Origin of the sequence: Corallococcus sp. AB045 (assembly GCF_003668895.1) — a bacterium.
Lineage (GTDB): Bacteria > Myxococcota > Myxococcia > Myxococcales > Myxococcaceae > Corallococcus > Corallococcus coralloides.
This window is the reverse complement of the sequence record NZ_RAWN01000098.1, coordinates 1-23,884: the sequence shown is the minus strand read 5'-3', so window position 1 is coordinate 23,884 and position 23,884 is coordinate 1. Positions and strand designations below refer to the sequence as shown.

Genomic DNA, 23,884 nt, shown 5'->3' with positions numbered 1-23,884 from the left:
GACAAAAAAGAACCCCGGGTCCCGCGAGGAGGCGGGAGCCCGGGGTCTCAGGAGCGGAGCGCGGCACCTTCGCCGCGCCCCACACCTTCAGGCACTACTTGACCTTGTAGGAGGCCGCGAACACGGTGTTGATGTAGCCGTCCACCTCGGTGTCGACCAGGCTCGGCACACCGACAACCGTGATGTAGTACTTGCCCGCCGGGATGTTGCGCAGGATGACGCTCTCCGTCGCGCTCTCCCTCACGCCACGGCCCAGGTAGGACGTGAACGTCGGAGCGGCGGCGGCCTGCACGTAGACGTCGGCGTTGCCCTCGCCCTCGCCCAGCGCGATGGACAGCGTGTTGATGCCGGAGTCCTTCTTGAACTCAGGCATGTCGATGATGAAGGTGCGGGTGGAGCCCGGCACGCCCGAGAGGCCCTCGATGCGGGTCTCGTTGCCGATGTCCTCGAAGCCACCCTTCCAGGTCACGGACAGGCTGGTGCCCGTGTAGGTCGTGAAGCCCTTGATCATCACGTACCAGATGCCCTTCGCGCCGGAGGTGGCGAAGGTGCAGGTCTCCGCGTTGCCGGACTTGTACGGACGGCAGTCGTACAGGGAGTCCGTCGGGGCGTTGTTCTTGCGGACGTAGAGGTCCGCGTCACCCGTGCCACCGGACAGCGTGAAGGTCACGTCCGTGGCGCCCTCGGGGATGGTCACCGAGTAGTACACCTTGCTGCCGGAGGTGCCGTTGATGCCCGTCACGGGCACGCCCTTCTCGATCGGCGTGGTCACCGGAGGAGGCACGGGCACGCCCACGCCCACGGCCTTCCAGGCGTTGCCGACATCGGCGATCTCCGCCGCGGTGAAGCCCAGCTGCGTCGCGGCCTGCTCCGACGCGGTCTTCGCCGCCTCGAAGTTGGAGGACGCGGTCAGCAGGTCGGCGTTGATCTTGTAGAAGACCTTGGCGGCCTTCTCGAAGCCGATGCCGTTGACGACCTGGGTCGTCTTGGCGCGCGGGTGCGTGCCACCCTGGGACATCAGGTAGAACGCCAGGTTGGAGATACCCGAGCTGTAGTGCACGTCCACGCCCGAGCCGTAGTCCGGGTAGTAGTCGAGCGAGTCCCCGTCCTGCGTGGGGTTCTTCATGTAGCGCAGGCCGTCACCCGGGATGCTCGGGGTCCAGACGTCGTCGCCGACGATCCAGGTGCCCTCGTCGATGACCTTGCCCTTGCCGTACCACTCGCACACCGCGCCGAAGATGTCGGAGATGGACTCGTTGAGGCCACCGGACTCACCGGAGTAGGTGAGGTTGGACTCGTACTCCGTCACCGCGTGCGTCAGCTCGTGCGCCGTCACGTCCAGCGAGTTCGCCAGGTTGGAGGCGTTCACGCCGTCGCCATCGCCGTACACCATCTGGGAGCCGTCCCAGTAGGCGTTGACGTAGTTGTTGCTGTAGTGGACGTAGCTCTTCAGCAGGTGGCCGGCGTTGTCGTACGAGTCACGACCGAACAGGCTGCTGTAGCAGTTGTAGACGGTGCCGAGGTGGTCGTAGTTGTTGTTGATGACCGGGTCGGCGACCGGGGCCTCACCCTCGAAGCGGCCCTTGACGGCCGTGGGCAGGCTGGTGCGGTGCTGCAGGTCCCACACCTCGCGCTTGAGCGCGGAGTGGATGTGCGGAACGCGCTCGAAGACGTCGCCCGTCTTGGCGTTCACGTACACGGAGTCATCCACCGGGGTGGAGTCCTTCAGCTCGCCCTGGACGCGAATCTCGTACGCCAGGATGAGCTCGTTGCCCGAGCGGCGGTAGACCAGCTGGGGCTCCGCGTTGGAGGACGCGCGCTCCGGGGAGCCGCGGTCGCCGATGGCCGCCGCGATGGCCGCGTCGGACGCGATGGTGGCCTTCAGCTCGCCCTGCAGGTCGCCACGGGCGTTCGTGTTCACCGCGAACACGGAGCCGTTGCGCGCGTGCAGACGGAGCTCGGCGTCCTGAACCAGGATGCCGTTCTGGGTCACGCCGTAACGGTAGTGGGTGTCACCGTCGAAGCCGACGTAGGCGCGCTTCAGGAACAGGTCGTTCGCGTTCAGGCGGAACAGCGGCGCCACGCCCGCGAGCACCGGCGCCAGCTGCTGCTGGGCCGCGATGCCCTGGATGGCCGAGGGAGCGGGAACGGAGCCGAAGGAACCGGTGAGGAAGGTGGGGACCGCGTCGGAGTCCGCCGCGATGACCTTCTGACCCGCCGACAGGTTGGCGGAAGCCTTCTGGATGTTGGCGTCCTCCGTGTTCGCGGCAGGAGCGCCATCAGTGCAAGCGCCGACCATCAGGGACAGGGCTGCGGCACCCAGGGCGCCGCGTACTCGCTTCTCGTACATGTAATCCTCCTAAGGGGAAAGATTAGGAAACACTGTGCCACAGGAGAGGCGCGTATTTCAAGTACAGGCGAGATTTCTACTTTTACATCGTTTCTCAGACTTCGAGATATCTCGCAACTGCTTGAAATGACGGAGGGACTCACGCAGCCCGCGGAGAACGGGGTTGATGCTTCAAACCGGGAAGGCGGTTACTTCATGTTTGAAGCACCTGTCGGCGGATGCGTGCAATGAGTGAACGGCGGGGAGAAATTGCCGTCTCATTTATTCCCGACCCGGGTGGGTCCCGTGTCACCGGTGACATCCACGGGGGCTCTGAGGGCGGGGCAGGCGGGCTAGCGTCCCGGGCCCAGGAGGCGACACACACATGCGCGCATTGCAGCTTCAGCGGCTGGAGGGGCCGGAGGGCCTGGCGATGGTGGAGGTCCCGGAGCCGGAGGCCGGAGACGGGGTCCTCATTGATGTGGTGGCGGCCGGGGTGAGCTTCCCGGATCTGCTGCTCAGCCGGGGCCAGTACCAGATGAAGCCGGAGGTGCCCTTCGTGCCGGGAGTGGAGGTGGCGGGCGTGGTGCGCGCCGCGCCGGCGGGGGCGCGGGTGAAGCCCGGCGACCGGGTGATGGGCTTCTCCTTCACCCTGGGCGGCTTCGCGGAGGCCTGCGTGGTGGCGCCGGAGCTGGCCTTCCCCATTCCGGAGGCGTGGAGCTTCGAGCAGGCGGCGGGCGTGGTGATGAACTACCACACGGCGCACTTCGCGCTGCACCGGCGCGGGCAGCTGCGCCAGGGAGAGACGGTGGTGGTGCACGGCGCGGCGGGCGGCGTGGGCACCGCGGCCGTGCAGGTGGCGAAGGGCGCCGGGGCGCGTGTGCTGGCGGTGGTGAGCGACGAGCGCAAGAAGGAGGTGGCGAAGCGCGCGGGCGCGGACGTCGTCCTTCTATTGAAGGAGTTCCAGGCCGGCGTGCGCGAGGCCACGGACGGCCGGGGCGCGGACGTGGTGCTGGACCCCGTGGGCGGCGACGTCTTCGAGAAGAGCCTCAAGGTGCTGGCGCCGGAGGGGCGGCTCCTGGTGGTGGGCTTCGCCAGCGGCCAGATTCCCTCCGTCGCGGTGAACCGGCTGCTGCTGCGCAACATCACCGTGGTGGGCGTGGCGTGGGGGGCCTTCCTGATGCAGGCCCCGGAGCTACCGGGAGACATCGCCAAGGAGCTGGAGGCGCTCGCGGCGAAGGGCATCCTCGATCCGGTGGTGGGCCGCGTCTTCCCCTTCGAGGACGGCGCGCAGGCGCTGCGTGAGCTGGAGTCGCGCCAGGCCGTGGGCAAGATCGTCCTGAAGGTGAAGGCCGGCTGACGTCACTCCTCGGGCAGAGGCAGGGGCGTGGGAGTCCCCGCCTCGCGCTCCAGGACGTCCGCGGCGCGGGCGTCCCGGGGCAGGCCGAAGCGGGCGCGCGAGCACATGAGGAGCTGGCCCGCGAAGACGCTGTCCGCCAGCGCGTCCGCGTACAAGCCGTGGGCCTCGCACAGGCGGGCCCGCTCATCCACCAGCCGGGCAAGGATGCGCGCCTGCTCCGGGTGGGCGAAGAGCCCGACGACGGAGCGCGCGTCGAAGCGGGCGAGCGTGTCGTACTCCATGCCCAGCGTCGTGATGCACACCTCGCGGATCCGCTCCAGGCACGCGTCCCAGGAGGCGCGCGACCGGGCGATGTCCGGCACCGAGCGGCCAAGCTCGCGGACGGCGTTGAGCAGGAAGGCGTGTCGTAGCGAAGGCATCCGGTCCTCCACTACAGCCCAGCCCCCCTGAATCATCCAGCGCCCCAGGGGGTGCGACCCCACCCCGACGAATCAGGTTGTACCCACCCGCCGGAGGCTCGCGCGCGGCGGCGGCACACCTCCACGGCAAAAAGACAGACATCGTCACCCTGGAGTGGGGATGCGCGCCCGCAACGCTCCAAAGATATATCCAGACAGGAATGACATACACGGCGTGCGGGCGTCCTCTGGCGGAGACGGGGGCGCGGATGACCCGAGCGGGTGTGTCTCAATCAAGACTCGGCGTGTATCACCGCGCGGTTCCTACGTATTGCGCGGACGCTGCCAGTCTTTAGACTTTTCAAACGCGAAGCCCCCGCGCGCGAGTCACCACATCCAAGGAATGCACCATGGCCCTTCCGTCCACGCTGCGTCTTCCCCCGACCGCGGAGATCGCCTTCGGATCCACGGTGCTGAAGCAGCCGGAGCTGCTGCGCCGGGCGTCCCGGGTGGCGCGGCGGCTGCGGGCCGAGTGGAACGTGCGGCCGGGAGACCGCGTGGGGTTGATGGTGGTGCCCGGGGCGGAGGTCATCCCGGCCATCCTGGGCATCTGGATGGCGGGCGCGGCCTACGTGCCGTTGGATCCCTTCCTCCCCGACGAACGGCTGCTGCGCATCCTGCGCGACGCGGGCCTGCGCGGCGTCGTCACGCAGCGCATGCACCGGGTCTCCGTGGGGCTCCTGGAGACGTGGCTGGGGACTCCCCTTCCCTTCCTGGAGGCGGATGCGGCGGCGGTGGACACGACGGAGGACGGCGACGTCCCGGACGTCATCGACGCGCCGCCGGACCGGCCCGCCTACCTCATCTACACCTCCGGCAGCACGGGTGAGCCCAAGGGCGTGGTGTGCACGTTCCGGGGGCTCGTGAACCTGGTGCACGGCGTGGGGCCGCTGCTGGGCCTGGGGCCGGACACGCGGCACCTCCAGTTCGCCAGCATCAACTTCGACGCGTCCGTGTGGGAGGTGTTCCCCACGCTGTTCGCGGGCGGCACCCTGGTGCAGGGCACGCGTGAGGACCTGCTGCCCGGCCGGCGCATGGCGGAGTACCTGCGCCAGCAGCGCGTGACGCACCTGTGCCTGCCGCCGTCCGTGCTGGGGCAGTTGGGGCCGCACGTGGACACGCTGCCGGACGTGGCGTGCGTGGTGATGGCGGGCGAGCGCTGCCCGGCGCCGCTCGCGGAGCGGTGGCATGCGTCCGGCCGCCGCGTCTTCAACGCCTATGGCCCCACGGAGGGGACGGTCTGCGCGACCGCGTACCGGGTGAAGGGCGGCGAGTCGCCCGTGCCCATCGGCCAGGCGCTGCCGGGCGTGCAGCTGCGCGTGGTGGGACCGGATGGACAGGACGTCGCGGTGGGCGCGACGGGCGAGGTGTGGATTGGCGGCGAGGGCGTGGCGGAGGGCTACCGCAACCAGCCCGAGCGCACGCGGGAGCGCTTCCCCACGGACGCCCGGGGCGCCCGGTGGTACCGCACCGGTGACGAGGCCATGCGCCGCGCGGATGGGGCGCTCGTGTTCCTGGGCCGGATGGACCAGCAGGTGAAGCTGCGCGGCTTCCGCATCGAACTGGAGGCCATCGAGCAGGCGCTGTACGCGTACCCGGGCGTCGCGCAGGCGGCGGTGACGGTCTTCGAGCACACGGACGCGCAGGGCCAGACGACGGGCCTGCTGGTGGCGTACCACAGCGTGCAGGAGGGCCACACGGTGTCGCTGGACGCGCTGCGCGCGCACCTGGGCGTCGTGCTGCCGGACTACATGGTGCCGCACCGCTTCGTGGAGCTGCCGCGCCTGCCGCTCATGCCCCACCTGGGCAAGGTGGACCGGCAGGCCCTGCCGCCCCCGGCGGACTGGGTGGGCGCCACCGCGTCCGAAACCCGCGCCGCTCCCGAGGCGCCCTCCGCCCCCGCGACATCCATCGACCGGCTGTGCCGCGCCTTCGAGCGGGGCCTGCACGCGGCCCCGGGCACCGTCACGGCGAACACGCACTTCTTCCAGGCGGGCGGTGACTCGCTGGGTGTGGCGCACGTGCTGGCCCAGGTGGAGGAGGACTTCGGCGTGTCGCTGCCGTCGCGCCGCGTGTACTCGCATCCCACGCCCCAGTTGCTGCTGCCCTTCTGCGAGGCCGGCGCGGCCCCGGCCGAAGCGGGCCCCCAGGGCGTGCGCGCCACGCTGCTGACCGACGCGCGGTCCGCGGCCCTGCCCCGGCTCGCGGCGCCTGTGCTCGTCACGCAGCCGCCTCGCACGCTGCTGCTCACGGGGGCGACGGGGTTCCTGGGCATCCACCTGCTGGCCGCGCTGGCGCCCCGCGTGGAGCGCATCCACTGCCTGGTGCGGGCGCGCGACGATGCGGAGGCGGGCGCGCGGCTTCGCGCCACCGCTCGCAAGTACGGCGTGCACCTGCCCTGGCGCGACGGGCGCATCCAGGCGGTGGCGGGCGACATCACCCGGACGCGGCTGGGGCTGGAGGCGTCCGTGCATGACGCCCTGGCGCTCCAGTGCGACGCGGTGGTGCACTCGGCCGCGAGCATCAGCTACATCCTGCCGTACGCGGACGCGGGGAGGCCCAACGTCGCCGGCACGCAGCAGGTGATTGCCTTCTGCGCGCACGGCCGCGCGAAGCCCCTGCACCACGTGTCCTCGCTCAGCGTCCACGGCGCGGTGGGCACGCTGCTGGGCCTGGAGGAGGTGGACGAGGACTTCGCGCTGGAGCGCTCGCTGGACCTGATGTCCTACGAGAACGGCTACACGCGGGCCAAGTGGGTCGCGGAGCGGCTCGCCGTGGACGCGCGCGACAGCGGCCTGCCGGTCAGCATCTACCGGCCGGGCTTCATCCAGGGCCACAGCCGCACGGGCATTGGCAACGCGGACGACATGCTGTGCCGGCTCTTGGTGGGCAACGCGCAGCTGGGCATGTCGCCGGACCTGCCGGACAAGTACTGGCTGCCGGTGCCGGTGGACTACGTGGCCAGCGCCACGGCGCACCTGGTGCTCACCCAGTCCCCGGGCGGCACGTACAACCTGGCGCCGGAGCGCGAGCAGGAGCCGAGCCACAACGCCCTCTTCGACATGCTGGGCGAGCACGGGCACCCGGTGCGCCGCGTGGCGCCGGCGGTGTGGCTGCGCGAGCTGGGACGGGTGGGGCCGGACAACGCCCTCTTCCCGCTGGTCGCGTTCCTGCGGGAGAAGGTCTACCACGGCACCCGCACGGTGCTGGAGCTGCACCACCGCACGCCGCGCGTGCGCACGGACCACACCCGCGCCGCGCTGGCGGGCACGGACATCCAGTGCCCGGACATCGACGCGGCCCTGCTGCGCCGCTACGTGAAGGACCTCTTCGCGCGCCACCGCTCCGCGGCCCTCGCCGCGTAGCGGGGGCGGGACGTCAGTGGTGCGGCGGGAACGTCACCTGTCCGTCGCCGAAGCGGTAGTGGGCCACCACCGGCTGGTGGTCCGAGGACTCGGTGGAGCGGTCCACCTCGAAGAGGACCGGAAGCAGGGAGCGCGTCGCGTAGAAGTTGTCGAAGCGCTTGCCCGTGGCGTGCACCACGCCGTGGCTGTCCGGGTGCGAGGTGAGCGTGGCGCAATCCGCGATGTCCTGCAGGCGCCACCACGCGGGGCTGTGCTTGGGAATCTGGCCGGAGCTCAGCTCCTGACGGGCGTGATGGGGCGTCGTCAGCGAGTGGTCCGCCAGCCGCACGCGCACCGTCGTCGCGTGGCACACCGTCTCCGGCAGGTCCTGCTCCAGCGTGTGCAGCTCGTGGCGCAGGCGCGGGTCCGCGATGTTGCCCACGCCGCGGTCGCCCACCGTGACGTTGTGCATGTCGTCGCCGTAGCGCTGACGGAACTCCTCGATGGTGTCCGTGTCGTTGTCCTGCTTCGGGTGCAGCAGGTGCGCCACCAGCCAGGAGCCGCCCCGCTTGATGGCGGTGTTGGCGTTGAAGTCGCCCAGCACGACGGCGGGGACACCTTCGCGGCGGCGCAGGAGCGCGTTGAGCTGGCGCAGGTTGAGGGCGTTGATGGCCGAGTCCCCCAGCGCGTGGTGCAGGTTGTAGAGGTAGAGCGGGCGCCCCCCCACCTGGAGCTTCAGCCACAGCACGCCCCGGTCCTCCACCAGCTCTCCCGCGTAGCCCTGGCGCGCGATGGCTTCATTGCGCTCGGCGTCGGTGAGGACGTAGGTGAAGTGCGCGGCGTCCACGATGGGGTGACGGCTCAGCCAGGCCTTGCCGTTCACCAGCCGGGTGCCGTCGTCGCCGTCGCTGCCCTGGTACGCCAGGTGGAAGCCGAAGCGGGACGCGAGCAGCACCGACATGGGCACGCCCGCCTCCTGCAGGCCGATGACGTCCGGCATGCGGTCCTGGGCCTCCAGTTGGGTGAAGTACTCCAGCAGCGCCTCCTGACGCTCGCCGCCCATGAGGATGTTGTAGCTCATCACCGTGAGGCCCGGTCCCCGGGGCGCGCGCGGCGCGGGGTGGTGCACGATGAAGGTGCGGCCGTCTCCCAACCGGCGCTCGCTCGAAGGCAGCGGCACGGCCTGGAAGTCCGGCAGGGTCAGGGTGGGGTCACGCTTTGGCAAAACATCCTCCTGCCCGCCCGGCTTGCGTCCGAGCAGGTGTCCGACGGCGGGCAGGTGTTCCAGCACTTCGGGCATCTTCATGCCGCCCTCCCCTTGCTGGGGCGCCAGGCCCGCGGGGTGCCATGAGCAAAGGGGAAGCGATGTCGGGCGTCATGCCGTCGCGCTGTGGGTTCCACCAAGCCTCCATCCAGAAGTCCTCCGCTCAAGTTCGTGGCGGCAGGCCTTGTCCGCCAGCGTCATGCAGGGGGCGGGCGGTCGGCCGGATGGTTGCCCTGCGTGCGCCGGGCATGAATTGGACGTCGGACGGTGCACATCCGTCCGGGGCGGAATCGGCCCGGGCATGAGGCCCGGATGGTTAGATGGGTGGGCGATGAAGGAACTCGATGACCTGCTGCGGGCATGCGGACGTGCCTCCGGTCCGGTGGTGTTGGCGACGGTGGTGGCGGTGTCCGGTTCGTCGTACCGGCGTCCGGGGGCCCGCATGTTGATGGGCGCGGACGGCTGGCTCGCGGGCGGGGTGAGCGGCGGGTGTCTGGAGGGAGACCTCGTGCGCAAGGCCTTCTTCTGGACGTCGGATGGGCCGCGCGTGCTGCGCTACGACACCACGGGCGACGCCGCGGAGGACGAGGGCGGCCTGTCGTTCGCGCTCGGGTGCAACGGCGTGGTGGACATCCTGCTGGAGCGCTGGGAGCCCGGCCCGGGTGACGCGCTCGGCTTCGCGGCCGAGGCGCGCAAGCAGTCGCTGCGCGCGGTGGTGGCCACCGTGTACCGGGGCCCCGCGGACGCGGTGGGTTCGCGGCTGATGCTGCGCGAGGACGGCGTGTCGGCGGGCAACCTCACGGGCGCGCTGATCGATCCGGTGCGCGCTGTGGCGACGGAGGCGCTGGTGCGCGGCGTGCCCTGGAGCGGCGCGTGCGGGGGCGCGGAGGTGCTGGTGGAGGTGGTGGAGCCGGCGCCGCCGGTGGTGGTGTTCGGCAGCGGCTTCGACGTCGCGCCGGTGGTGGCGCGAGCACAGGGGCTGGGGTGGCACCTCACGGTGGTGGCGGACCGGCCCGTGGAGCTGCTGCGCCGCAGGTTCCCGCGCGCCCAGGCGCATGTCGCGTCGCGGGCCAGCGAGGTGCTGGAGAAGGTGCCGCTGTCCGCGCGCAGCGTGGTGCTGGTGATGACACACAGCCTGCCGCAGGACCGGGAGCTGCTGGAGCGGCTGGTGCCGCTGCCGGTGCGTTACCTGGGAGTGCTCGGGCCTCGCGCCCGGACGGAGCGCATCCTGCGGGAGCTGGCGCGCCCGCCCACCGCCGCGCAGTTGGAGAAGCTGCACGCGCCCATGGGATTGGACCTGGGCGCGGAGGGCGCGGACGAGATTGCCCTGTCCATCATCGCGGAGGTGCAGGCGGTGCTGGCCGGGCGCGATGGGGGACGGCTGCGCGAGCGGCAGGCGCCCATCCACGCGGAGGCCATCACGCCGGAGCGCAGGTCGGCGTGAGGGACCGCATCAGCGAGATGCACACGACCGACGGGCTCAGCACGCGCACAGCGCATGAGCCCGCCCGCTCGCGGAGGCGCGCATGACCGTCGCCATCGTGCTGCTCGCCGCGGGTAGCTCTTCGCGGCTTGGACAGCCCAAGCAGCTGTTGCGCCACGAAGGCACGTCGCTGGTGCGGCGCGCGGCCGAGCGGGCCCTGGCCGCGAGCCCGGTGGTGGTTGTGGTGCTCGGCGCGCGGCGCGAGGACGTCGCCTCGGAGCTGGACGGGCTCGCCGTGCGGTGCGTGGACAATCCGGACTGGGCGCTGGGTCAGGGCTCCTCGCTGCACGCGGGCCTGCGGGCACTTCCCCCGGACGTGGACGGAGCGCTCCTGATGCTCTGCGACCAACTCCGCGTGGACGCGGCCCACCTGCGCTCGCTCATCGACACCTTCGAACGCACGCGCGCGCCCATCGTCGCGTCCGCCTACGCGGGCACCCGGGGCGTGCCCGCCCTCTTCTCCCGCGCCCTCTTCCCCGAGCTGGAGGCCCTTCCTCCCACGGGCGGCGCACGCGGGCTCATCGCCCTGGACCCTTCGCGCGTCGTGGAGGTTGCGCTGCCCGGCGGCGAGGAGGACGTGGACACCGCCGAGGACGCCCTGCGCCTCACGCGCCCCGGACGCGGTGGGTGATGCCCTCCGGCCCGGCCACCACCAGGTCGGTGGTCAGGTTCAGGAACAGGCCGTGCGCCATCACTCCTGCGCGGGACTCCAGCTTCGCGGCCAGCGCCGCCGGGTCGCTGATGGGACCGAAGTCACAGTCCAGCACCACGTTGCCCTGATCCGTGTGGTACGGCGCCCCGTCCAGCGCGAGCCGCACCACCACGCGCGCTCCCAGCGACTCCAGGAACAGCGCCTGCGAGCGCCAGCCGAAGGGCAGCACCTCCACCGGCACCGGCCACTTCGTGCCCAGCCGGGGCGACAGCTTGGCCGCATCAACCACGATGATCTCGCGGCGGCTGGCCTGCGCCACCACCTTCTCGCGCAGGAGCGCCCCACCGCCGCCCTTGATGAGCGACAGGTCCGGCGCCACCTCGTCCGCGCCGTCGATGGTGAGGTCCACCACCGGGTGCACGTCCAGCGTGGTGAGCGGAACGCCCAGCGACGCTGCCAGGGACTCTGTCGCGTGCGACGTGGGGATGCCCACCACGTCCTTCAAGGTCCCCGCGGAGAGCAGCGCACCCAGCCGTCGCACCGCGTACGCGGCCGTGCTGCCCGTGCCCAGCCCCACCACCATGCCCGGCTGGATGAAGTCCACCGCGCGCTCCGCCGCCGCGCGCCTCTGGGAAGCGGAAACACTCTCGTCGGAAGTCATGGCTGGCTCTGAGGAAGGAGGGCGGCTTCAGTGCGGCGTCCCAGGATGCCCGGAGTCGGCCGGGGGCGCACGCCGCGCTTCACGCTGTGGCGGCGCGAGTGGACCCGCCAACAGTGCCTCGTCCGCGTTCCCCAGGCCGGAGGGCGGGGCCATCTCCTGACGGCGCTCCCGCTTCCACGTCTTGCGGCGCTCACGCTGCACCTCCGTGAGCAACACCTGCCCCGCCGCCGCCGCCGGCACCGCGAGGATGACGCCCAGCAGCCCCGCGACGGAGCCGCCCACCAGCGCCACCAGTGAGATGAGCAGCGGGTTCATCTTGATGGCGCGCCGCTGCACCAGGGGGCTGAGCAGGTGGGCCTCGAGCTGCTGGTAGACCATGAACAGCGCCAGCGCGAGGAGCGCCCGCTTCGAGCCCACCGACGCCAGCGTGGTCACACTCACCAGCAGCGCGGTGATGACGCTGCCGATGTACGGGATGAGCCCCAACACCATCGCCACCAGGCCGAGCGGCAGGAAGTACGGCACGCCCAGCGCCAGCGACATGCCGGCCGTGAAGGCGCCGCCCACGGAGACGATGAGCAGCGTGCCGACGAGGTAGTTGCCCACCGCCTCGCGCATCCGGCCCACCACGCGGCGCACGCGGGGACGGCTGCGCGGGCGCACCCAGCCCAGGATGCTCGCGTAGAGGTCGTGCCCGAAGAGCAGGCCGAACACGGCCAGCGCCAGCACGGTGACGCCCGCGCCCAGCAACTCCACCGTGGACGACAACACGGTGATGAGCGGCTTGGCCAGCACGCCGGGCTCCATGTTGAACGCGTCCTGCGGATGCGACAGCACGCCGAAGTGCTCGTCCAGCTTCCGCACCCAGGGCGCCTGGGTCAGCTCCGTGAGGAAGACCGGCGCCGCCTCCACCAGGTGCTGGAGCTGCTCCACGAGCAGCGGCACCAGCGTGAGGATGAGCAGGCCGATGACGCCCAAGAGCGTCAGCGCGATGAGCGCCACGCCCAGCCCCCGGCGCAGGCCCCACGACTGCAGCCGGCGGACGACGGGCTCCGCCGCCAGTCCCAGCAGCAGCGCCGCCGCCAGCAGCGTGAGCACGGGCCCCAGGCTCCGCATCGCCGAGCCCAGCAACACGAGCAGCACCACCTGGGCACCGACCGACCACACCGTCCGGGGCGGCACGTAGACGGGGAGCCCCCTGCGCGAAGCCTTCATGCCCCCAAGGTAGGGAGTCCGGGCATTCCAGGCAGGCGACGGAGCACCGTGAAGCAGGCAGTCAGCCGAGGGCTACCAGGAGTCGCTGCCACCGCCTCCGCCAGAATCTCCGCCGCCTCCGCCCCAGTCCGAGGAGGAGCTGGACGAATCACTGATGAAGGACGACGAGGAGCCGTAGCTGGACGAGGAGTGTGTCACGTCCCCCATGAAACCGTCCCCTTGTCGCTTCGGCCCGGTCACACCCGGATCCGCGCCCGACGATACGTCTATTCCGTCCCGGGCCCGATAATGGCTCCCGTGTGCGTGGCGCCCGTCCATCGCTCCGGGCAGACTGCCGCGCCCATGGACAAGCCCCAGACAATGCGGTCGTTCGTGAAGCTGCTGGTGACGGATACGCAGGCTTCCGTGCGCTTCTATGAAGGCCTCGGCTTCGAACGCATCGCGTCGGAACCTCCCATCCTCCGCCTCCAGTGGGGAGGCGAGTCGGACGTGTACCTCGTGAGCCATCCTTCAAGCCTGAAGCTGGAGGGACGAAAGGGCATGGGCGTGCTCGTGGGCTTCCGCGCGGGCTCGGACGGCGTGGACGCGGTGGCCGCGAAGGCGGCGGCGCTGGGCGCGCACGTGGAAGGCCCCACGGAGCAGCCCTGGTACACCCGCGAAGTCGTCGTCACGGACCCGGACGGCTACCGGCTCAACTTCATCGAGCCCGCCTGACGCCCGGCCTCCACTTTCGCTCCGCGCCCCGTCCTCTTAAGGGGCGTGGAACGAACGATGGAATCCACGCCGTTGCGCGGACCCGGGGATGCCGCCCCGCCACTTGATTGCCCCAGCGGCTTGCGCCAGCCTGTCGCGGCCTCCGTGAGCCCGCCCCGCTACTTCGTTCCCCACGCCACCAGCCCGGTCGAACCCGTGCCGTGCGATGCCTCGGAGGTCGTCCACGTCCTGGACGCCTTCAGGCTGGAGCCCGCGTACCTGGGCGAGCCCGAGTGGTTCGTCTGCACCGACGTCGTGGGCCAGCTCCAGCTCATCCCCGGCAGCGAACGCGCGCGGCTGCCCGCGTCCGTGCAGGCGCAGCTCGCGCACCATGAAGTCGCCTCCGGAAAGCCTCCGCGCCGCCTGGCCGCGACGGAGCTGTTCTTCTTCTCCCCGGAGGTGGTGGAGCACCCCTCCAACACGGAGGGCTTCAACGACCCTGTCTATCTCTACGGCACGCTCACGGGACCGTGGCCGGGCAACGCCGTCACGCGCGTGAACGGGCAGCTCACCGTCACCCGCGGTGACGTGCTCGCGGGCTTCGCGCATGGCGCGCAGGACGCCTTCCACTACGTGAAGGACGCGGAGAGCCGCGACTTGCCTCGCGCGTACCACGCGCTGTTGCCGGGCGACCGCGCGGATCAGCTGGCGCAGGGACGCGGGCTCGTCCTCACCTACCCGGCGGTGCCCGCGGAGTTGCAGGCCCACCATGCGGCCAATGGCGCGCAGGTCGCGAGCATGCTGCACACGGTGCTCACCCAGCTCCAGGAGGACGCGCACACGAACCAGGGCCCCCAGGCCATCGCTTCGCTGGAGTTGCCCGTGCCGAGCCGCGCGATGGCCATCGCGGACCTGGAGCTGCGCGGCTACGAGGTGAAGGGCGACATCGCCACGCCGCGTCCCACGAAGGGCGGGCTGGTGGGGAAGCTCGCCGGGTGGCTCCAGGACGAGACCGTGCGCGTGCCCCGGGAAGCGCCGCCTCCCGAGTTCCTGGAGCTCGCGCGCCGCGTCCTGCCGCTCCTGCCGGGCTGGCCCACGGAGACGGAGCGCACGCTGCGCGCCCACGTGCTCGCGGGCACGCTGTCCCCGGGCACGCCGGTGATGCGCCCCACGGTGCCTCGCGCGCCCACGCCTCCCGCGTCCATCCCGCCGCGCCTGCCCACGCCGCCCGTTCGCTCCAGCGACTGGATGCAGGACTTCATCGGCGCGCATGGCAAGCCCGGCGGCGCGAAGCCGCGCCTCACGCAACTGCAACCGAAGCCCGCGCCCCGGCCGCCTCCCGCGAAGCCTTCATCCCCGGCCTCATGGCAGTCGGACTTCGCCCCGGCACCGGCTCCGGCCGCGCCCGCCCGTCCGGCCACCAGGCAGCAGGAGAAGGCGCCCGCCCCGCCCGGCAAGAAGCCGGACTGGATGAGCGACTTCGATGACTGACCCCGTCCGTTTGCGGTGCTCGCACACCGGGCGATAGCGTTTTCACCCTCCAGAAAGGCAGACCATGGGACACGAGAAGCCGATCGAGCCGTTTTCGGACCTGCACCGCGAAGGGGATCACGTGCGCGCGGTGCTGCTGCACGACCCCACGGTGGAGGGCCTGGACATGGCCATCTACATGGACGCGTCCGGCAGCATGCGCGAGGAGTACGCCTACAAGGCGCAGCAGCGCACCTTCCTGGAGTGGCTGCGCGGCGCGCCGATGAAGGAGGCCTCCAACGACGTGGAGCCGCAGGTCCGGTGGATGCTGGAGTATCTGGCCACCAAGGACCGCAACGGCCTCTTGCGCGTGGCCTACTGGGCCTGTGGCACCAACGGCCGCCAGGTGGAGCCCGTGGGTGAGCTCAAGGGCACCGACGTGAAGCAGTACAAGTTCCCCGGCGCGAAGCAGCTGGGCGGCTTCACGTACCTGGAGCCCGCGCTGCGCGACTACGTGAAGTACCTGGAGGAGCAGGTGAAGGTGGGCGCCAGGCGCGGCTGCGCCATCATCGTCACCGACGGCCGCCTCCATGACGCCGAGGCGGTGGAGAAGTTCTCCGCGGAGGTGGCGAAGAAGATCGCCTCCGGGCGCCTGCCGCGCATCAACTTCGTGCTGGTGGGCGTGGGCGACGACATCGACGAGGAGCAGCTGGAGCACATCGCCCACGCGGAGTACCCGGGCGTGGGCCACCTCTGGTGCCACCGCATCGCGAAGGAGATCACCCAGGTCGCGGAGCTGGTCGCCGTGCTGGTGGACGAGACGATGACGGTCGCCGCTGGCGGCACCATCTACGACGACAAGGGAAAGGTGCTGAAGACGTACGAGGGCCGCCTGCCCGCGGTGCTGGAGTTCGAGGTGCCGGAGGAGGCCAAGAGCTTCACGCTGGAGGTGAACGGCCAGCGCTACACCCAGCCGCTCCCCGACGAAGACCACGACGAGGACGAGGACCACCACTGATGGCCGGCCACGAAGTCATCAACCGCCCCTTCTCCGACGTCCACCGGATGGGCAACAAGGTCGTCGCGACGCTGTTGCACGACCCCACCGTGGAGGGCCTGGACGTGGCCCTCTACATGGACGGCTCCGCGAGCATGGAGAACGCGTACGGGCCGCGCGGCATCCTGGCGAAGCTCGCCCCGGTGAAGAACCAGGTCGAGCCGCAGATGCAGTGGATGCTGGAGTACCTGGCCAACAAGGACCGGGACGGCAAGGTGCGCGTCACCTACTGGGCCTGCGGCGACGGCACCCAGCTGGAGATGGTGGGCGACCTCACGGGCCCGCAGGCCAAGGGCTACCGCTTCCCCGGGCCGAAGTCCTACGGAAAGGCCACGGTGATGCTGCCGGTGCTGCGCGACTTCGTGGCGCACATCAAGCAGCAGGTGGGCGAAGGCGCCAAGCGGGGCCTGGCGGTCATCATCACGGACTCGCAGATCAACGACGCCCATGACGTGACGGCCTACGCCACGCAGGTGGCCAAGGAGATCGCCTCCGGCCGCCTGCCGCGCATCAACTTCGTCTTCATGGGCGTGGGCGAGCACGTGGACGAGGAGCAGATGGAGGAGATCTCCCATACGACCTATCCGGGCGTGGGACACCTCTGGTGCCACCGCCACGCGGACCGCATGGAGGAGATGGCGGAGCTCGTGGCCGTGCTGGTGGACGAGACGATGACCGTCGCCGCTGGCGGCACCGTCTACGACGAGCAGGGTCAGGTCCTGAAGGTCTACGAGGGCCGCCTGCCCGCGGTGCTGGAGTTCGACATTCCCCCGACGTGCAAGCGCTTCACGCTGGAGGTCGCCGGCCAGCGCTTCGACCAGCCCGTCCCCGAGGAGCACGAGGACGAGGACCACCACGACGAGGACGAGGACGAAAAGCCCCAGGCGGCAACGCCTCCGGCCGCCGCGTCTTCGCACTCACGCCGCGGACACCGCCACTAGGCGACAGGAAGAGCCAAGCCATGTCGGAGCAGAAGAAGAGCGGGTCGCGGTTCGGCACGTTGAACATCAAGGGCCTCAAGGAGGCGGAAGCAGGCGGCAACGCCGTGCAGCGCCACGTCCACGGCCCGGGGTGCAACCACGACCACGGTCACGACCCCGACGAGGCGGACGGCTTGACCCACGTCCACACTGCCTCCTGCTCCCATGGCCACGACCACGGGCATGACCATCACGGGCATACCCACTCCCAGCGCGTCATCCGTCCGCCGGCCCACCGTCCGGCGGAAGGAGGCGGCTCGGCGCTCCAACTGGACCTGGAGGGCACGCTGCCGGGAGAGACGGACGAGCAGGGCCGCTTCGCGCGGCTGGAGGCGGCCCTCGAGTCGCAGCACGGCATCACCGACGTGCACCTGCGCCGCGACGCGGGACACGCGGAGGTGTGCATCCACTACCAGCCGTCACTGGTGAGCGTGTCGAAGCTGGTGACGCTCGCTCGGAAGACGGGCGCAAAGGTGGCCGCGCGCTACCTGCATCACACCTGGTTCGTGCGCGGGATGGGCTCCGCGGACGCGGCCCAGGTCATCGAGCACGCGGTCTCCAAGATGAAGGGCGTGCTCACCGCCAGCGTCGCGTACGCCAGCGAGCGCCTGGTCATCGAATACGACAAGGAGGAGCTGAAGCTTCCGGACGTGGAGGCCCGGGTGAAGTCGCTCGGGTACGGGCTGGAAGTGCCCATGGCCGGCCACGCCTGTTCGCACCACGCGCACGGCGGCGGTCTGGCGCCGCTCCTGGAGCTGCCCCTGGTCGTCGCCTCCGGCGTGCTGTTGGCCGCGGGCTTCGTGGTGGAGCACTTCGCGCTGGCGCCGCCGCTGGTGGCCACGGTGCTCTGGGCGCTGTCCATGGCGAGCGGGGGTTTCTTCGCCATCCGGGGGTCGGTGCAGTCCATCGCGCAGCTGCGCATCGACATCGAAACGATGATGGTGGTGGCGGCGCTGGGCGCGGCGGTGCTCGGCGCCTGGTTCGAGGGCGCGTTCCTGCTCTTCCTCTTCAGCGCGGGCCACGCGCTGGAGCACCGGGCCATGGAGAAGGCGCGCCGTTCCATTGAAGCGCTGGGCCAGCTGCGCCCGGAGGTGGCGCGCGTGCGCCGGGGCTCGGAGGTCGTGGAGGTGCCGGTGGCGGACGTGAAGCGCGGCGAGCGCATCGTCGTGCGCCCGGGCGACCGCGTCCCGCTGGACGGCGTCATCCTCGAAGGCAAGAGTTCCCTGGACCAGGCGGCCATCACCGGCGAGTCCATGCCGGTGGCGCGCAAGCCGGGTGACGAGGTGTTCTCCGGCACCATCAACTGCGAGGCGGCGCTGGAGGTGGAGGTGACGCGCCTGTCGTCGGAGTCCGTGCTGGCGCGCGTGGTGGACATGGTGGCGCAGGCGGAGGCGCAGAAGGGCAAGCGGCAGCGCTTCGCCCAGCGCCTGGAGCGCACGGTGGCGCCGCTCGTGATGGCGTCCGCGGTGGTGTTCCCGGTGGTGCTGGTGCTGATGGGCACACCGATGAAGGAAGCGGTGCTGCGCGCGGTGGGGCTGCTGGTGGCCGCGTCGCCGTGCGCGCTGGCCATCTCCACGCCGTCCGCCGTGCTCTCCGCGGTGGCGGCGGCCGCGCGCGGCGGCGTGCTGATCAAAGGCGGCATCTACCTGGAGCTGTTGAGCGGCATCCGCGCCATCGCCTTCGACAAGACGGGCACGCTCACCGTGGGCCGCCCCCGGCTGCTCACCACGTGGGCCGCGCCGGGCGTGACGCGCGAGGAGCTGCTGGGCACCGCCGCGGGCGTGGAGGCGCTGTCCGCGCACCCGCTGGCCAAGGCGGTGGTGGACGGCGCCGCCGAGGCGCGCATCGCCGTGCCCGCGGGCCGCGACCTGGAGGCCATCCACGGCCAGGGCATCCGCGCGAAGGTGGGCGACGACGCGGTGGAGGTGGGCAGCACGGCCCTCTTCGCGGGCGAGGCGATTCCCTCGGAGGTCACCGCCGAGGTGGCGCGGCTGGAGGCGGCGGGCCAGACGACGATGGTGGTGCGCCGCGCGGGCAGCTACCTGGGCGTGCTGGGCGTGGCGGACACGCTGCGCGGCGGCGCCCGGCAGGTGGTGCAGGCGCTGAAGGCGGGCGGCATCGAGCGCACGGTGATGCTGTCCGGCGACAACGCGCTCGTGGCCCGCTCCATCGCGCAGCAGGTGGGTCTGGACGAGGCGAAGGCGCCGCTGATGCCCGTGGACAAGGTGACGGCGGTGAAGGAGCTGGGCCGCACGCACCCGGTGGCCATGGTGGGCGACGGCGTCAACGACGCACCCGCGCTCGCCGCCGCCGCGGTGGGCGTGGCCATGGGCGGCGCCGGCAGCGACGCGGCGCTGGAGACGGCGGACGTGGTGCTGATGAGCGACGACCTGGCGAAGCTGCCCTTCGCGCTGGAGCTGTCCAAGCGCGCCACGGCCGTGATGAAGCAGAACCTGGTCATCGCGCTGGGCGTGAGCGCGGTGCTCGTGGTGGCCGCCGTGCTGGGCCTCACGCGCATCAGCCAGGCCGTGGTGCTCCACGAGGGCAGCACGCTGCTCGTCGTCTTCAACGGCCTGCGCCTGCTCGCCTTCCGGCCGAAGACGCCCGCCTCGCCGCCCCAGCCCGCCACGGGGCCCCAGCCCGCCGCCGGTTAGCCCGCACGCGTCATGCTTGGCGTGGCAACTTCCCCCACGCCCAGAGGAGCGGGCGCACGCGGGACGTATTGTCTTGCAGGCTGCATGACTTGAAGTGGATGCATGCAGCGCGTCGTGAGTGGGGTGTCACAGGCGGCGCGTGTTGAACGTGGCATGGTGGGAAGAGCCATGCCTGTCAGCGTCTTCGACCTCTTCAAGATTGGAATTGGACCCTCCAGCTCGCACACGGTGGGGCCCATGCGCGCGGCCCGCACGTTCGTGGTGGGGCTGTCGGACGCGGGGCTCCTGGAGCGCGTGACGCGGCTCAAAGTGGAGCTGTTCGGTTCGCTGGGCGCGACGGGCAAGGGGCACGGCAGCGACAAGGCGGTGCTGCTGGGCCTGCGCGGCGACACGCCCGAGGACGTGGACGTGGAGAAGGTGCCGGCCATCGTCGCGCACTGGCGCACGGAGGGACGCGTGTCGCTGCTCCAGCGGCTGGTGCTCCCCTTCCGCGACGGCGAGCACCTGGTGATGCACAAGCGCAAGGTGCTGCCCTACCACCCCAACGGCATGCGATTCACCGCGTTCGGCGAGGGCGGGGAGACGCTGGCCTGCCGCATCTACTACTCGGTGGGCGGCGGCTTCGTGGTGGACGAGCAAGCGGCGACGGGCGCGGATCCGCTGCGCGCGGAGAGCGCGTCGGTGCCGCTGCCCTTCAAGTCCGCGGAGGAACTGCTCAAGCACTGCGAGCGGGAGAAGCAGCCCATCAGCACGGTGATGCTGCGCAACGAGCTGACGTCGCGGAGCGAGGAGGACATCCGCGCGGGGCTCCTGCGCATCTGGACGGTGATGCAGGCGTGCGTGACGCGCGGGTACACCACGGGTGGCATCCTGCCCGGCGGATTGAAGGTGGAGCGGCGCGCGGCGGCGATGTACCAGCGGCTCATCAGCCGGCCGGAAGCGGGGCTCACCAATCCGTTGACGGTGCTGGACTGGGTGAACCTGTACGCGCTCGCGGTGAACGAGGAGAACGCGGCGGGCGGGCGCGTCGTTACCGCGCCCACCAACGGCGCGGCGGGCATCATCCCGGCGGTGCTGCACTACTACTGGCGCTTCGTGCCGGGGGCGAACGCGGACGGCGTGGTGCGCTTCCTCCTCACAGCGGGCGCCATTGGCTCGCTCTACAAGGAGAACGCATCCATCAGCGGCGCGGAGGTGGGCTGCCAGGGCGAGGTGGGCAGCGCGTGCTCCATGGCCGCGGGAGGGCTCGCGGAGGTGCTGGGCGGCACGCCGCTGCAGGTGGAGAACGCGGCGGAGATCGCCATGGAGCACAACCTGGGGCTCACCTGCGACCCGATTGGCGGACTGGTGCAGGTGCCCTGCATCGAGCGCAACGCGATGGCGTCCGTGAAGGCCATCAACGCGGTGCGCATGGCGCTGTCCGGTGACGGGAAGCACTTCGTCAGTCTGGACAAGGTCATCAAGACGATGCGCGACACCGGCCGCGACATGAAGGACAAGTACAAGGAGACCGCGCGCGGCGGCCTCGCGGTCAACGTCCTGGAGGTCGCGAACCTCAGCGTCGGCCTGCCGGAGTGCTGACGGCTCCGGCGGATTGAAGCGCTACCGCCCGCGAGTGTCGCGCGTAGCGGACGCAGGCAGCAGCCCGCGACACCCGCGCGGCCAGGCCTACCGCCTGCGCTTGCCACCGCGCCCGGCGGACACGGGCACCGCCTTTACCACCGGCGCGGGCCTCGCGGAGAGCCACGCCTCGACCTCCTTCGACTGCGCCGTGCGCCCCGCGGACCTGAAGCGCGCGAGCGCCTGTGACGCCGCGTCGCGCGCCTCCGCTTCGTCGCCCTCCGTCCACAGCGCTTGCGCCAGCGCGAAGCCGGACTCGCCCAGCGAGTCCTCCTGCACGTCCTTGAAGGACAGCGCCTGCTTCAGCGAGGCAATCGCGTCGCGCGTGCGGCCCAGGCCCAGCTGCGCCTGCCCCACGCCATCCAGCGAGTAGTAGACCAGCTCGTCCTCTGGCCCCAGCTTCGCCTCCTTCACCTTCCGCGCTTCCTCGTAGTCCCGCAGCGCGTCCTCGTAGCGCTTGAGCGCGAGCAGGCTCATGCCCTCCTCGTCCAGCGCCTCCGCCAGCTTCACGCTCTGGTTCCCCAACAGCGTGCGGTGCAGCGACACCGACACCCGCGCGTGCTCCAGCGCTCCGGTGAAGTCCCGCTGTTCGCGCAGCGCCATGGACAGCGCCTGATGCCGGCGCGCCGTGTCCAGGTGCACGGGCCCCATCGCCTTCTCCGTCTGGGCGAGCGCGTCCTTCAGCACCGTCACCGCCTGCGCGCTCTTGCCCGTCTCCAGCAGCGTGCGCCCCAGCGTGAACGCCACCCGCGCCCGCTTGGGGTGCCCGTCCGGCAACGCCTTCGCCAGGAGCCCCGACGCCTGCTCCAGCAGCTTCAACGCGTCGTCCGGGTGGTCCTGCATCAGCGCGAGGTTGGCCGCGTTCACCTTCAGGTCGCTCTCCAACACCGCGTCGCCGCCCACGCGCTTGAGCGTCGCCTCGCCCAGCCGGCCCCAGCGCTGCGCGAGCGCGAACTGCTCCTGCTCGCCGTCCACGTAGAGCAGCTTGTTCATCACCGCCACCGCGAGCCGGTCCGCCCTGCCGGCCTCCGCGTCGTAGACGGCCTGCTCCAGCACCGCGCCGCCCGCGGCCTTTTCGCCCAGCACAGCCTGCGCCCAGCCCAGGTGGAATCTCAGCTCCGCCATCAGCGGCAGGTAACCCGTGGCCATGACGCGCGCTTCCGCGGCCTTCGCCAACTCCAGCGCCTTGGGCATCCGGCTCAGGTCCACGCGGGCCTTCACGTCCGCCAGCGTCCCCTCCAACTCCTCCAGCTCCGCGCGCTTCGCGGGATCCGCGGGCCGGGGCTGCAGCTCCGTCAGCGACTCCACGTCCGCGCAGTCGCCCGGCGAGGGCAGCGCGTACGCCGCGTCCAGCGACTTGTCCACCAGCGCCACGTCCGCCGTCTGCAGCGTGGCCACCAGCGCACCCAGGTCCTTGCGCCGCCGCTCCAGGCACACGAAGCGCTGGGACAGCAGTTCCTCCGTCTGCACCTCGCGCACGCGCGTGTCCTCGCACGCCGCCGTGTGTTGCTGCGCCCACTCCGCGCCGTAGCCGTCCAGCACCACGCCCACCCGGCGCGCCATGTCCTGCGCCACCGGGCTCTTCGTCGCGAGGAACGACTGCATCACCTTCTCGCGCGCGTCCGGCCCCCAGCGCTCCGCCACCAGGTTCGCCGCCCCCTCGCACACCTGCGAGCGCGACCACGCCACCCCGCCCGCCACGCCCAGCACAACCGTGGCCGCCACCGCCGCTCCCGCGCGGCGCTGGAGCAGGGCCCGCCGCTCACGCTGGCCCAGCACCGTCAACAGCTCCGCCATGGAGCGGAACCGGTCGCGAGGCTCCAGCGACAGCCCCTTCATCAGCGCGCGGCGCACCCACGCCGGCACCTTCGAGTCGCGCGGCGGCTCCAGGATGGGCGACGGCGGCAGCACCTGCACCGCCGCAGCGTTTGTCACGCCGGGCCCGTCATCCGCCCCCCCCTGGGGCCGCAGCTGGGACGCCACCCGCGACAGCTCGTCCGGGTCGAACGGGCGGATGCCATACAGCGCGCGGTACAGCGCCGCGCAGAAACTGAATTGATCCGACCGGGAGTCCAGCAGCTCGCCCCGGAACTGCTCCGGGGACATGTACGCGGGCGTGCCCATCACCAGGCCCGCCTGCGTGAGCTGCGAGTTCAACGGCGAGTCGTCCCCCACCGGCCGCGTGCGCTCGCCGTCCTCGTCGTCGTCCTCCGCCTCGCCCATGGGCCGCGCCAGCCCGAAGTCCGTGACGTAGACGCGCCCGTCCTTGCCCACCAGCACGTTGGCCGGCTTGAAGTCCCGGTGCACCAACCCCGCCGTGTGCGCCGCCTCCAGGCCCCGCCCCGCCGCCAGGTACTTGTCCAACAGCTCCTGCCACGTCCGGGGCTTCGCCTTCGTCCAGTCGCGCAGCGTGCCGCCGTCCACCAGCGCCATCGCCACGTAGACCTGATGGTCCCACTGCCCCACCTCGAAGACGGGGATGACGTTGGGATGGGAGATGCGCGCCATGGCCTGCGCCTCGCGCAAGAGCCGCGCCCGCCCCTGCTCCAGGTCCTCGTGGCCGCCCTTCACCCGCAGGAGCTTCAGCGCCACCTTGCGGTCCAGGTCCGGGTCATAGGCGGCGTACACCACCCCCATGCCCCCC

16 protein-coding genes are annotated in these 23,884 nt (G+C 71.2%); 10 read left to right on the top strand and 6 right to left on the bottom strand.

From position 1 onward, the window contains the following. Positions 1–94: 94 nt before the first annotated feature. A complete protein-coding gene (locus tag D7Y21_RS22690) occupies positions 95–2,350 on the bottom strand; it encodes a M4 family metallopeptidase (protein WP_120561666.1) in 2,256 nt (751 codons plus the stop codon). Between the two features lie 364 nt (positions 2,351–2,714). On the opposite strand from D7Y21_RS22690, the gene D7Y21_RS22685 reads away from it, so the two are divergent. After that, complete coding sequence (locus D7Y21_RS22685) at positions 2,715–3,689, top strand: NADPH:quinone oxidoreductase family protein (protein ID WP_121715655.1); 975 nt, start codon at positions 2,715–2,717, stop codon at positions 3,687–3,689. A gap of 2 nt (positions 3,690–3,691) precedes the next feature. Here the strand turns inward: D7Y21_RS22685 and D7Y21_RS22680 are convergent, their stop codons facing one another. Then, positions 3,692–4,108 carry a hypothetical protein gene (locus D7Y21_RS22680; protein ID WP_120561664.1) on the bottom strand — a complete coding sequence of 139 codons (417 nt, stop codon included), beginning with the start codon at positions 4,106–4,108 and terminating at the stop codon, positions 3,692–3,694. Between the two features lie 389 nt (positions 4,109–4,497). Between D7Y21_RS22680 and D7Y21_RS22675 the strand changes: the two genes are divergently transcribed. Then, positions 4,498–7,512, top strand: a complete 3,015-nt coding sequence (locus D7Y21_RS22675) for an amino acid adenylation domain-containing protein (RefSeq protein ID WP_121715653.1) — start codon at positions 4,498–4,500, stop codon at positions 7,510–7,512. Positions 7,513–7,525: 13 nt separating this feature from the next. Here D7Y21_RS22675 and D7Y21_RS22670 read toward each other — a convergent pair whose 3' ends face one another. Then, on the bottom strand, positions 7,526–8,797 hold the full coding sequence (locus D7Y21_RS22670; RefSeq protein ID WP_120561662.1) for an endonuclease/exonuclease/phosphatase family protein: 1,272 nt from the start codon (positions 8,795–8,797) through the stop codon (positions 7,526–7,528). Positions 8,798–9,086: 289 nt separating this feature from the next. Here D7Y21_RS22670 and D7Y21_RS22665 point away from each other — a divergent pair, with 289 nt between their 5' ends. Together D7Y21_RS22665 and D7Y21_RS22660 are read left to right on the top strand one after the other, a co-directional pair. Then, positions 9,087–10,199, top strand: coding sequence for an XdhC family protein (locus D7Y21_RS22665; protein ID WP_121715651.1), 1,113 nt, complete (start codon positions 9,087–9,089; stop codon positions 10,197–10,199). An 82-nt stretch (positions 10,200–10,281) separates the two neighbouring features. Further along, positions 10,282–10,869: an NTP transferase domain-containing protein gene (locus D7Y21_RS22660; protein WP_121715648.1), complete on the top strand. Its 588-nt coding sequence runs from the start codon at positions 10,282–10,284 to the stop codon at positions 10,867–10,869. On the opposite strand, the gene rpiA is transcribed toward D7Y21_RS22660, so the two are convergent. After that, on the bottom strand, positions 10,844–11,551 hold the full coding sequence (gene rpiA / locus D7Y21_RS22655) for a ribose-5-phosphate isomerase RpiA (protein ID WP_120561659.1): 708 nt from the start codon (positions 11,549–11,551) through the stop codon (positions 10,844–10,846). The two genes, D7Y21_RS22660 and rpiA, sit on opposite strands and share 26 nt — an antisense overlap. A 27-nt stretch (positions 11,552–11,578) precedes the next feature. Then, entirely contained in the window at positions 11,579–12,766 is a 1,188-nt protein-coding gene (locus D7Y21_RS22650; protein WP_120561658.1) for an AI-2E family transporter, read from the bottom strand. 360 nt (positions 12,767–13,126) lie between these two features. On the opposite strand from D7Y21_RS22650, the gene D7Y21_RS22640 reads away from it, so the two are divergent. The 6 genes from D7Y21_RS22640 to D7Y21_RS22615 all read left to right on the top strand — a co-directional run bounded on the left by D7Y21_RS22640 (position 13,127) and on the right by D7Y21_RS22615 (position 21,201). Next, positions 13,127–13,480: a VOC family protein gene (locus D7Y21_RS22640; RefSeq protein ID WP_233591387.1), complete on the top strand. Its 354-nt coding sequence runs from the start codon at positions 13,127–13,129 to the stop codon at positions 13,478–13,480. 120 nt (positions 13,481–13,600) lie between these two features. Then, a complete protein-coding gene (locus D7Y21_RS22635) occupies positions 13,601–14,950 on the top strand; it encodes a hypothetical protein (RefSeq protein WP_233612245.1) in 1,350 nt (449 codons plus the stop codon). Positions 14,951–15,014: 64 nt separating this feature from the next. Continuing rightward, on the top strand, positions 15,015–15,947 hold the full coding sequence (locus tag D7Y21_RS22630; protein WP_120561656.1) for a vWA domain-containing protein: 933 nt from the start codon (positions 15,015–15,017) through the stop codon (positions 15,945–15,947). Then, entirely contained in the window at positions 15,947–16,927 is a 981-nt protein-coding gene (locus tag D7Y21_RS22625) for a VWA domain-containing protein (protein ID WP_120561655.1), read from the top strand. The genes D7Y21_RS22630 and D7Y21_RS22625 overlap by 1 nt, the downstream gene beginning before the upstream one ends. Before the next feature lie 20 nt (positions 16,928–16,947). After that, the gene (locus D7Y21_RS22620) at positions 16,948–19,620 is read left to right on the top strand and encodes a cation-translocating P-type ATPase (RefSeq protein ID WP_121715644.1); all 2,673 of its coding nucleotides are present in this window, start codon (positions 16,948–16,950) and stop codon (positions 19,618–19,620) included. A 168-nt stretch (positions 19,621–19,788) separates the two neighbouring features. Beyond that, positions 19,789–21,201, top strand: coding sequence for an L-serine ammonia-lyase (locus D7Y21_RS22615; protein ID WP_121715643.1), 1,413 nt, complete (start codon positions 19,789–19,791; stop codon positions 21,199–21,201). A gap of 87 nt (positions 21,202–21,288) precedes the next feature. Here D7Y21_RS22615 and D7Y21_RS22610 read toward each other — a convergent pair. Beyond that, positions 21,289–23,884: serine/threonine-protein kinase (locus D7Y21_RS22610; RefSeq protein ID WP_147469351.1), on the bottom strand; the 2,596-nt coding region annotated here is incomplete at its 5' end.

Coding starts and splice junctions, on each gene's coding strand:
- D7Y21_RS22665 (WP_121715651.1), top strand. CDS start 9,087: ATGAAGGAACTCGATGACCTGCTGCGGGCATGCGGACGTGCCTCCGGT.
- D7Y21_RS22650 (WP_120561658.1), bottom strand. CDS start 12,766: ATGAAGGCTTCGCGCAGGGGGCTCCCCGTCTACGTGCCGCCCCGGACG.
- rpiA (WP_120561659.1), bottom strand. CDS start 11,551: ATGACTTCCGACGAGAGTGTTTCCGCTTCCCAGAGGCGCGCGGCGGCG.
- D7Y21_RS22675 (WP_121715653.1), top strand. CDS start 4,498: ATGGCCCTTCCGTCCACGCTGCGTCTTCCCCCGACCGCGGAGATCGCC.
- D7Y21_RS22680 (WP_120561664.1), bottom strand. CDS start 4,108: ATGCCTTCGCTACGACACGCCTTCCTGCTCAACGCCGTCCGCGAGCTT.
- D7Y21_RS22640 (WP_233591387.1), top strand. CDS start 13,127: ATGCGGTCGTTCGTGAAGCTGCTGGTGACGGATACGCAGGCTTCCGTG.
- D7Y21_RS22625 (WP_120561655.1), top strand. CDS start 15,947: ATGGCCGGCCACGAAGTCATCAACCGCCCCTTCTCCGACGTCCACCGG.
- D7Y21_RS22660 (WP_121715648.1), top strand. CDS start 10,282: ATGACCGTCGCCATCGTGCTGCTCGCCGCGGGTAGCTCTTCGCGGCTT.
- D7Y21_RS22685 (WP_121715655.1), top strand. CDS start 2,715: ATGCGCGCATTGCAGCTTCAGCGGCTGGAGGGGCCGGAGGGCCTGGCG.
- D7Y21_RS22670 (WP_120561662.1), bottom strand. CDS start 8,797: ATGAAGATGCCCGAAGTGCTGGAACACCTGCCCGCCGTCGGACACCTG.
- D7Y21_RS22690 (WP_120561666.1), bottom strand. CDS start 2,350: ATGTACGAGAAGCGAGTACGCGGCGCCCTGGGTGCCGCAGCCCTGTCC.
- D7Y21_RS22620 (WP_121715644.1), top strand. CDS start 16,948: ATGTCGGAGCAGAAGAAGAGCGGGTCGCGGTTCGGCACGTTGAACATC.
- D7Y21_RS22615 (WP_121715643.1), top strand. CDS start 19,789: ATGCCTGTCAGCGTCTTCGACCTCTTCAAGATTGGAATTGGACCCTCC.
- D7Y21_RS22630 (WP_120561656.1), top strand. CDS start 15,015: ATGGGACACGAGAAGCCGATCGAGCCGTTTTCGGACCTGCACCGCGAA.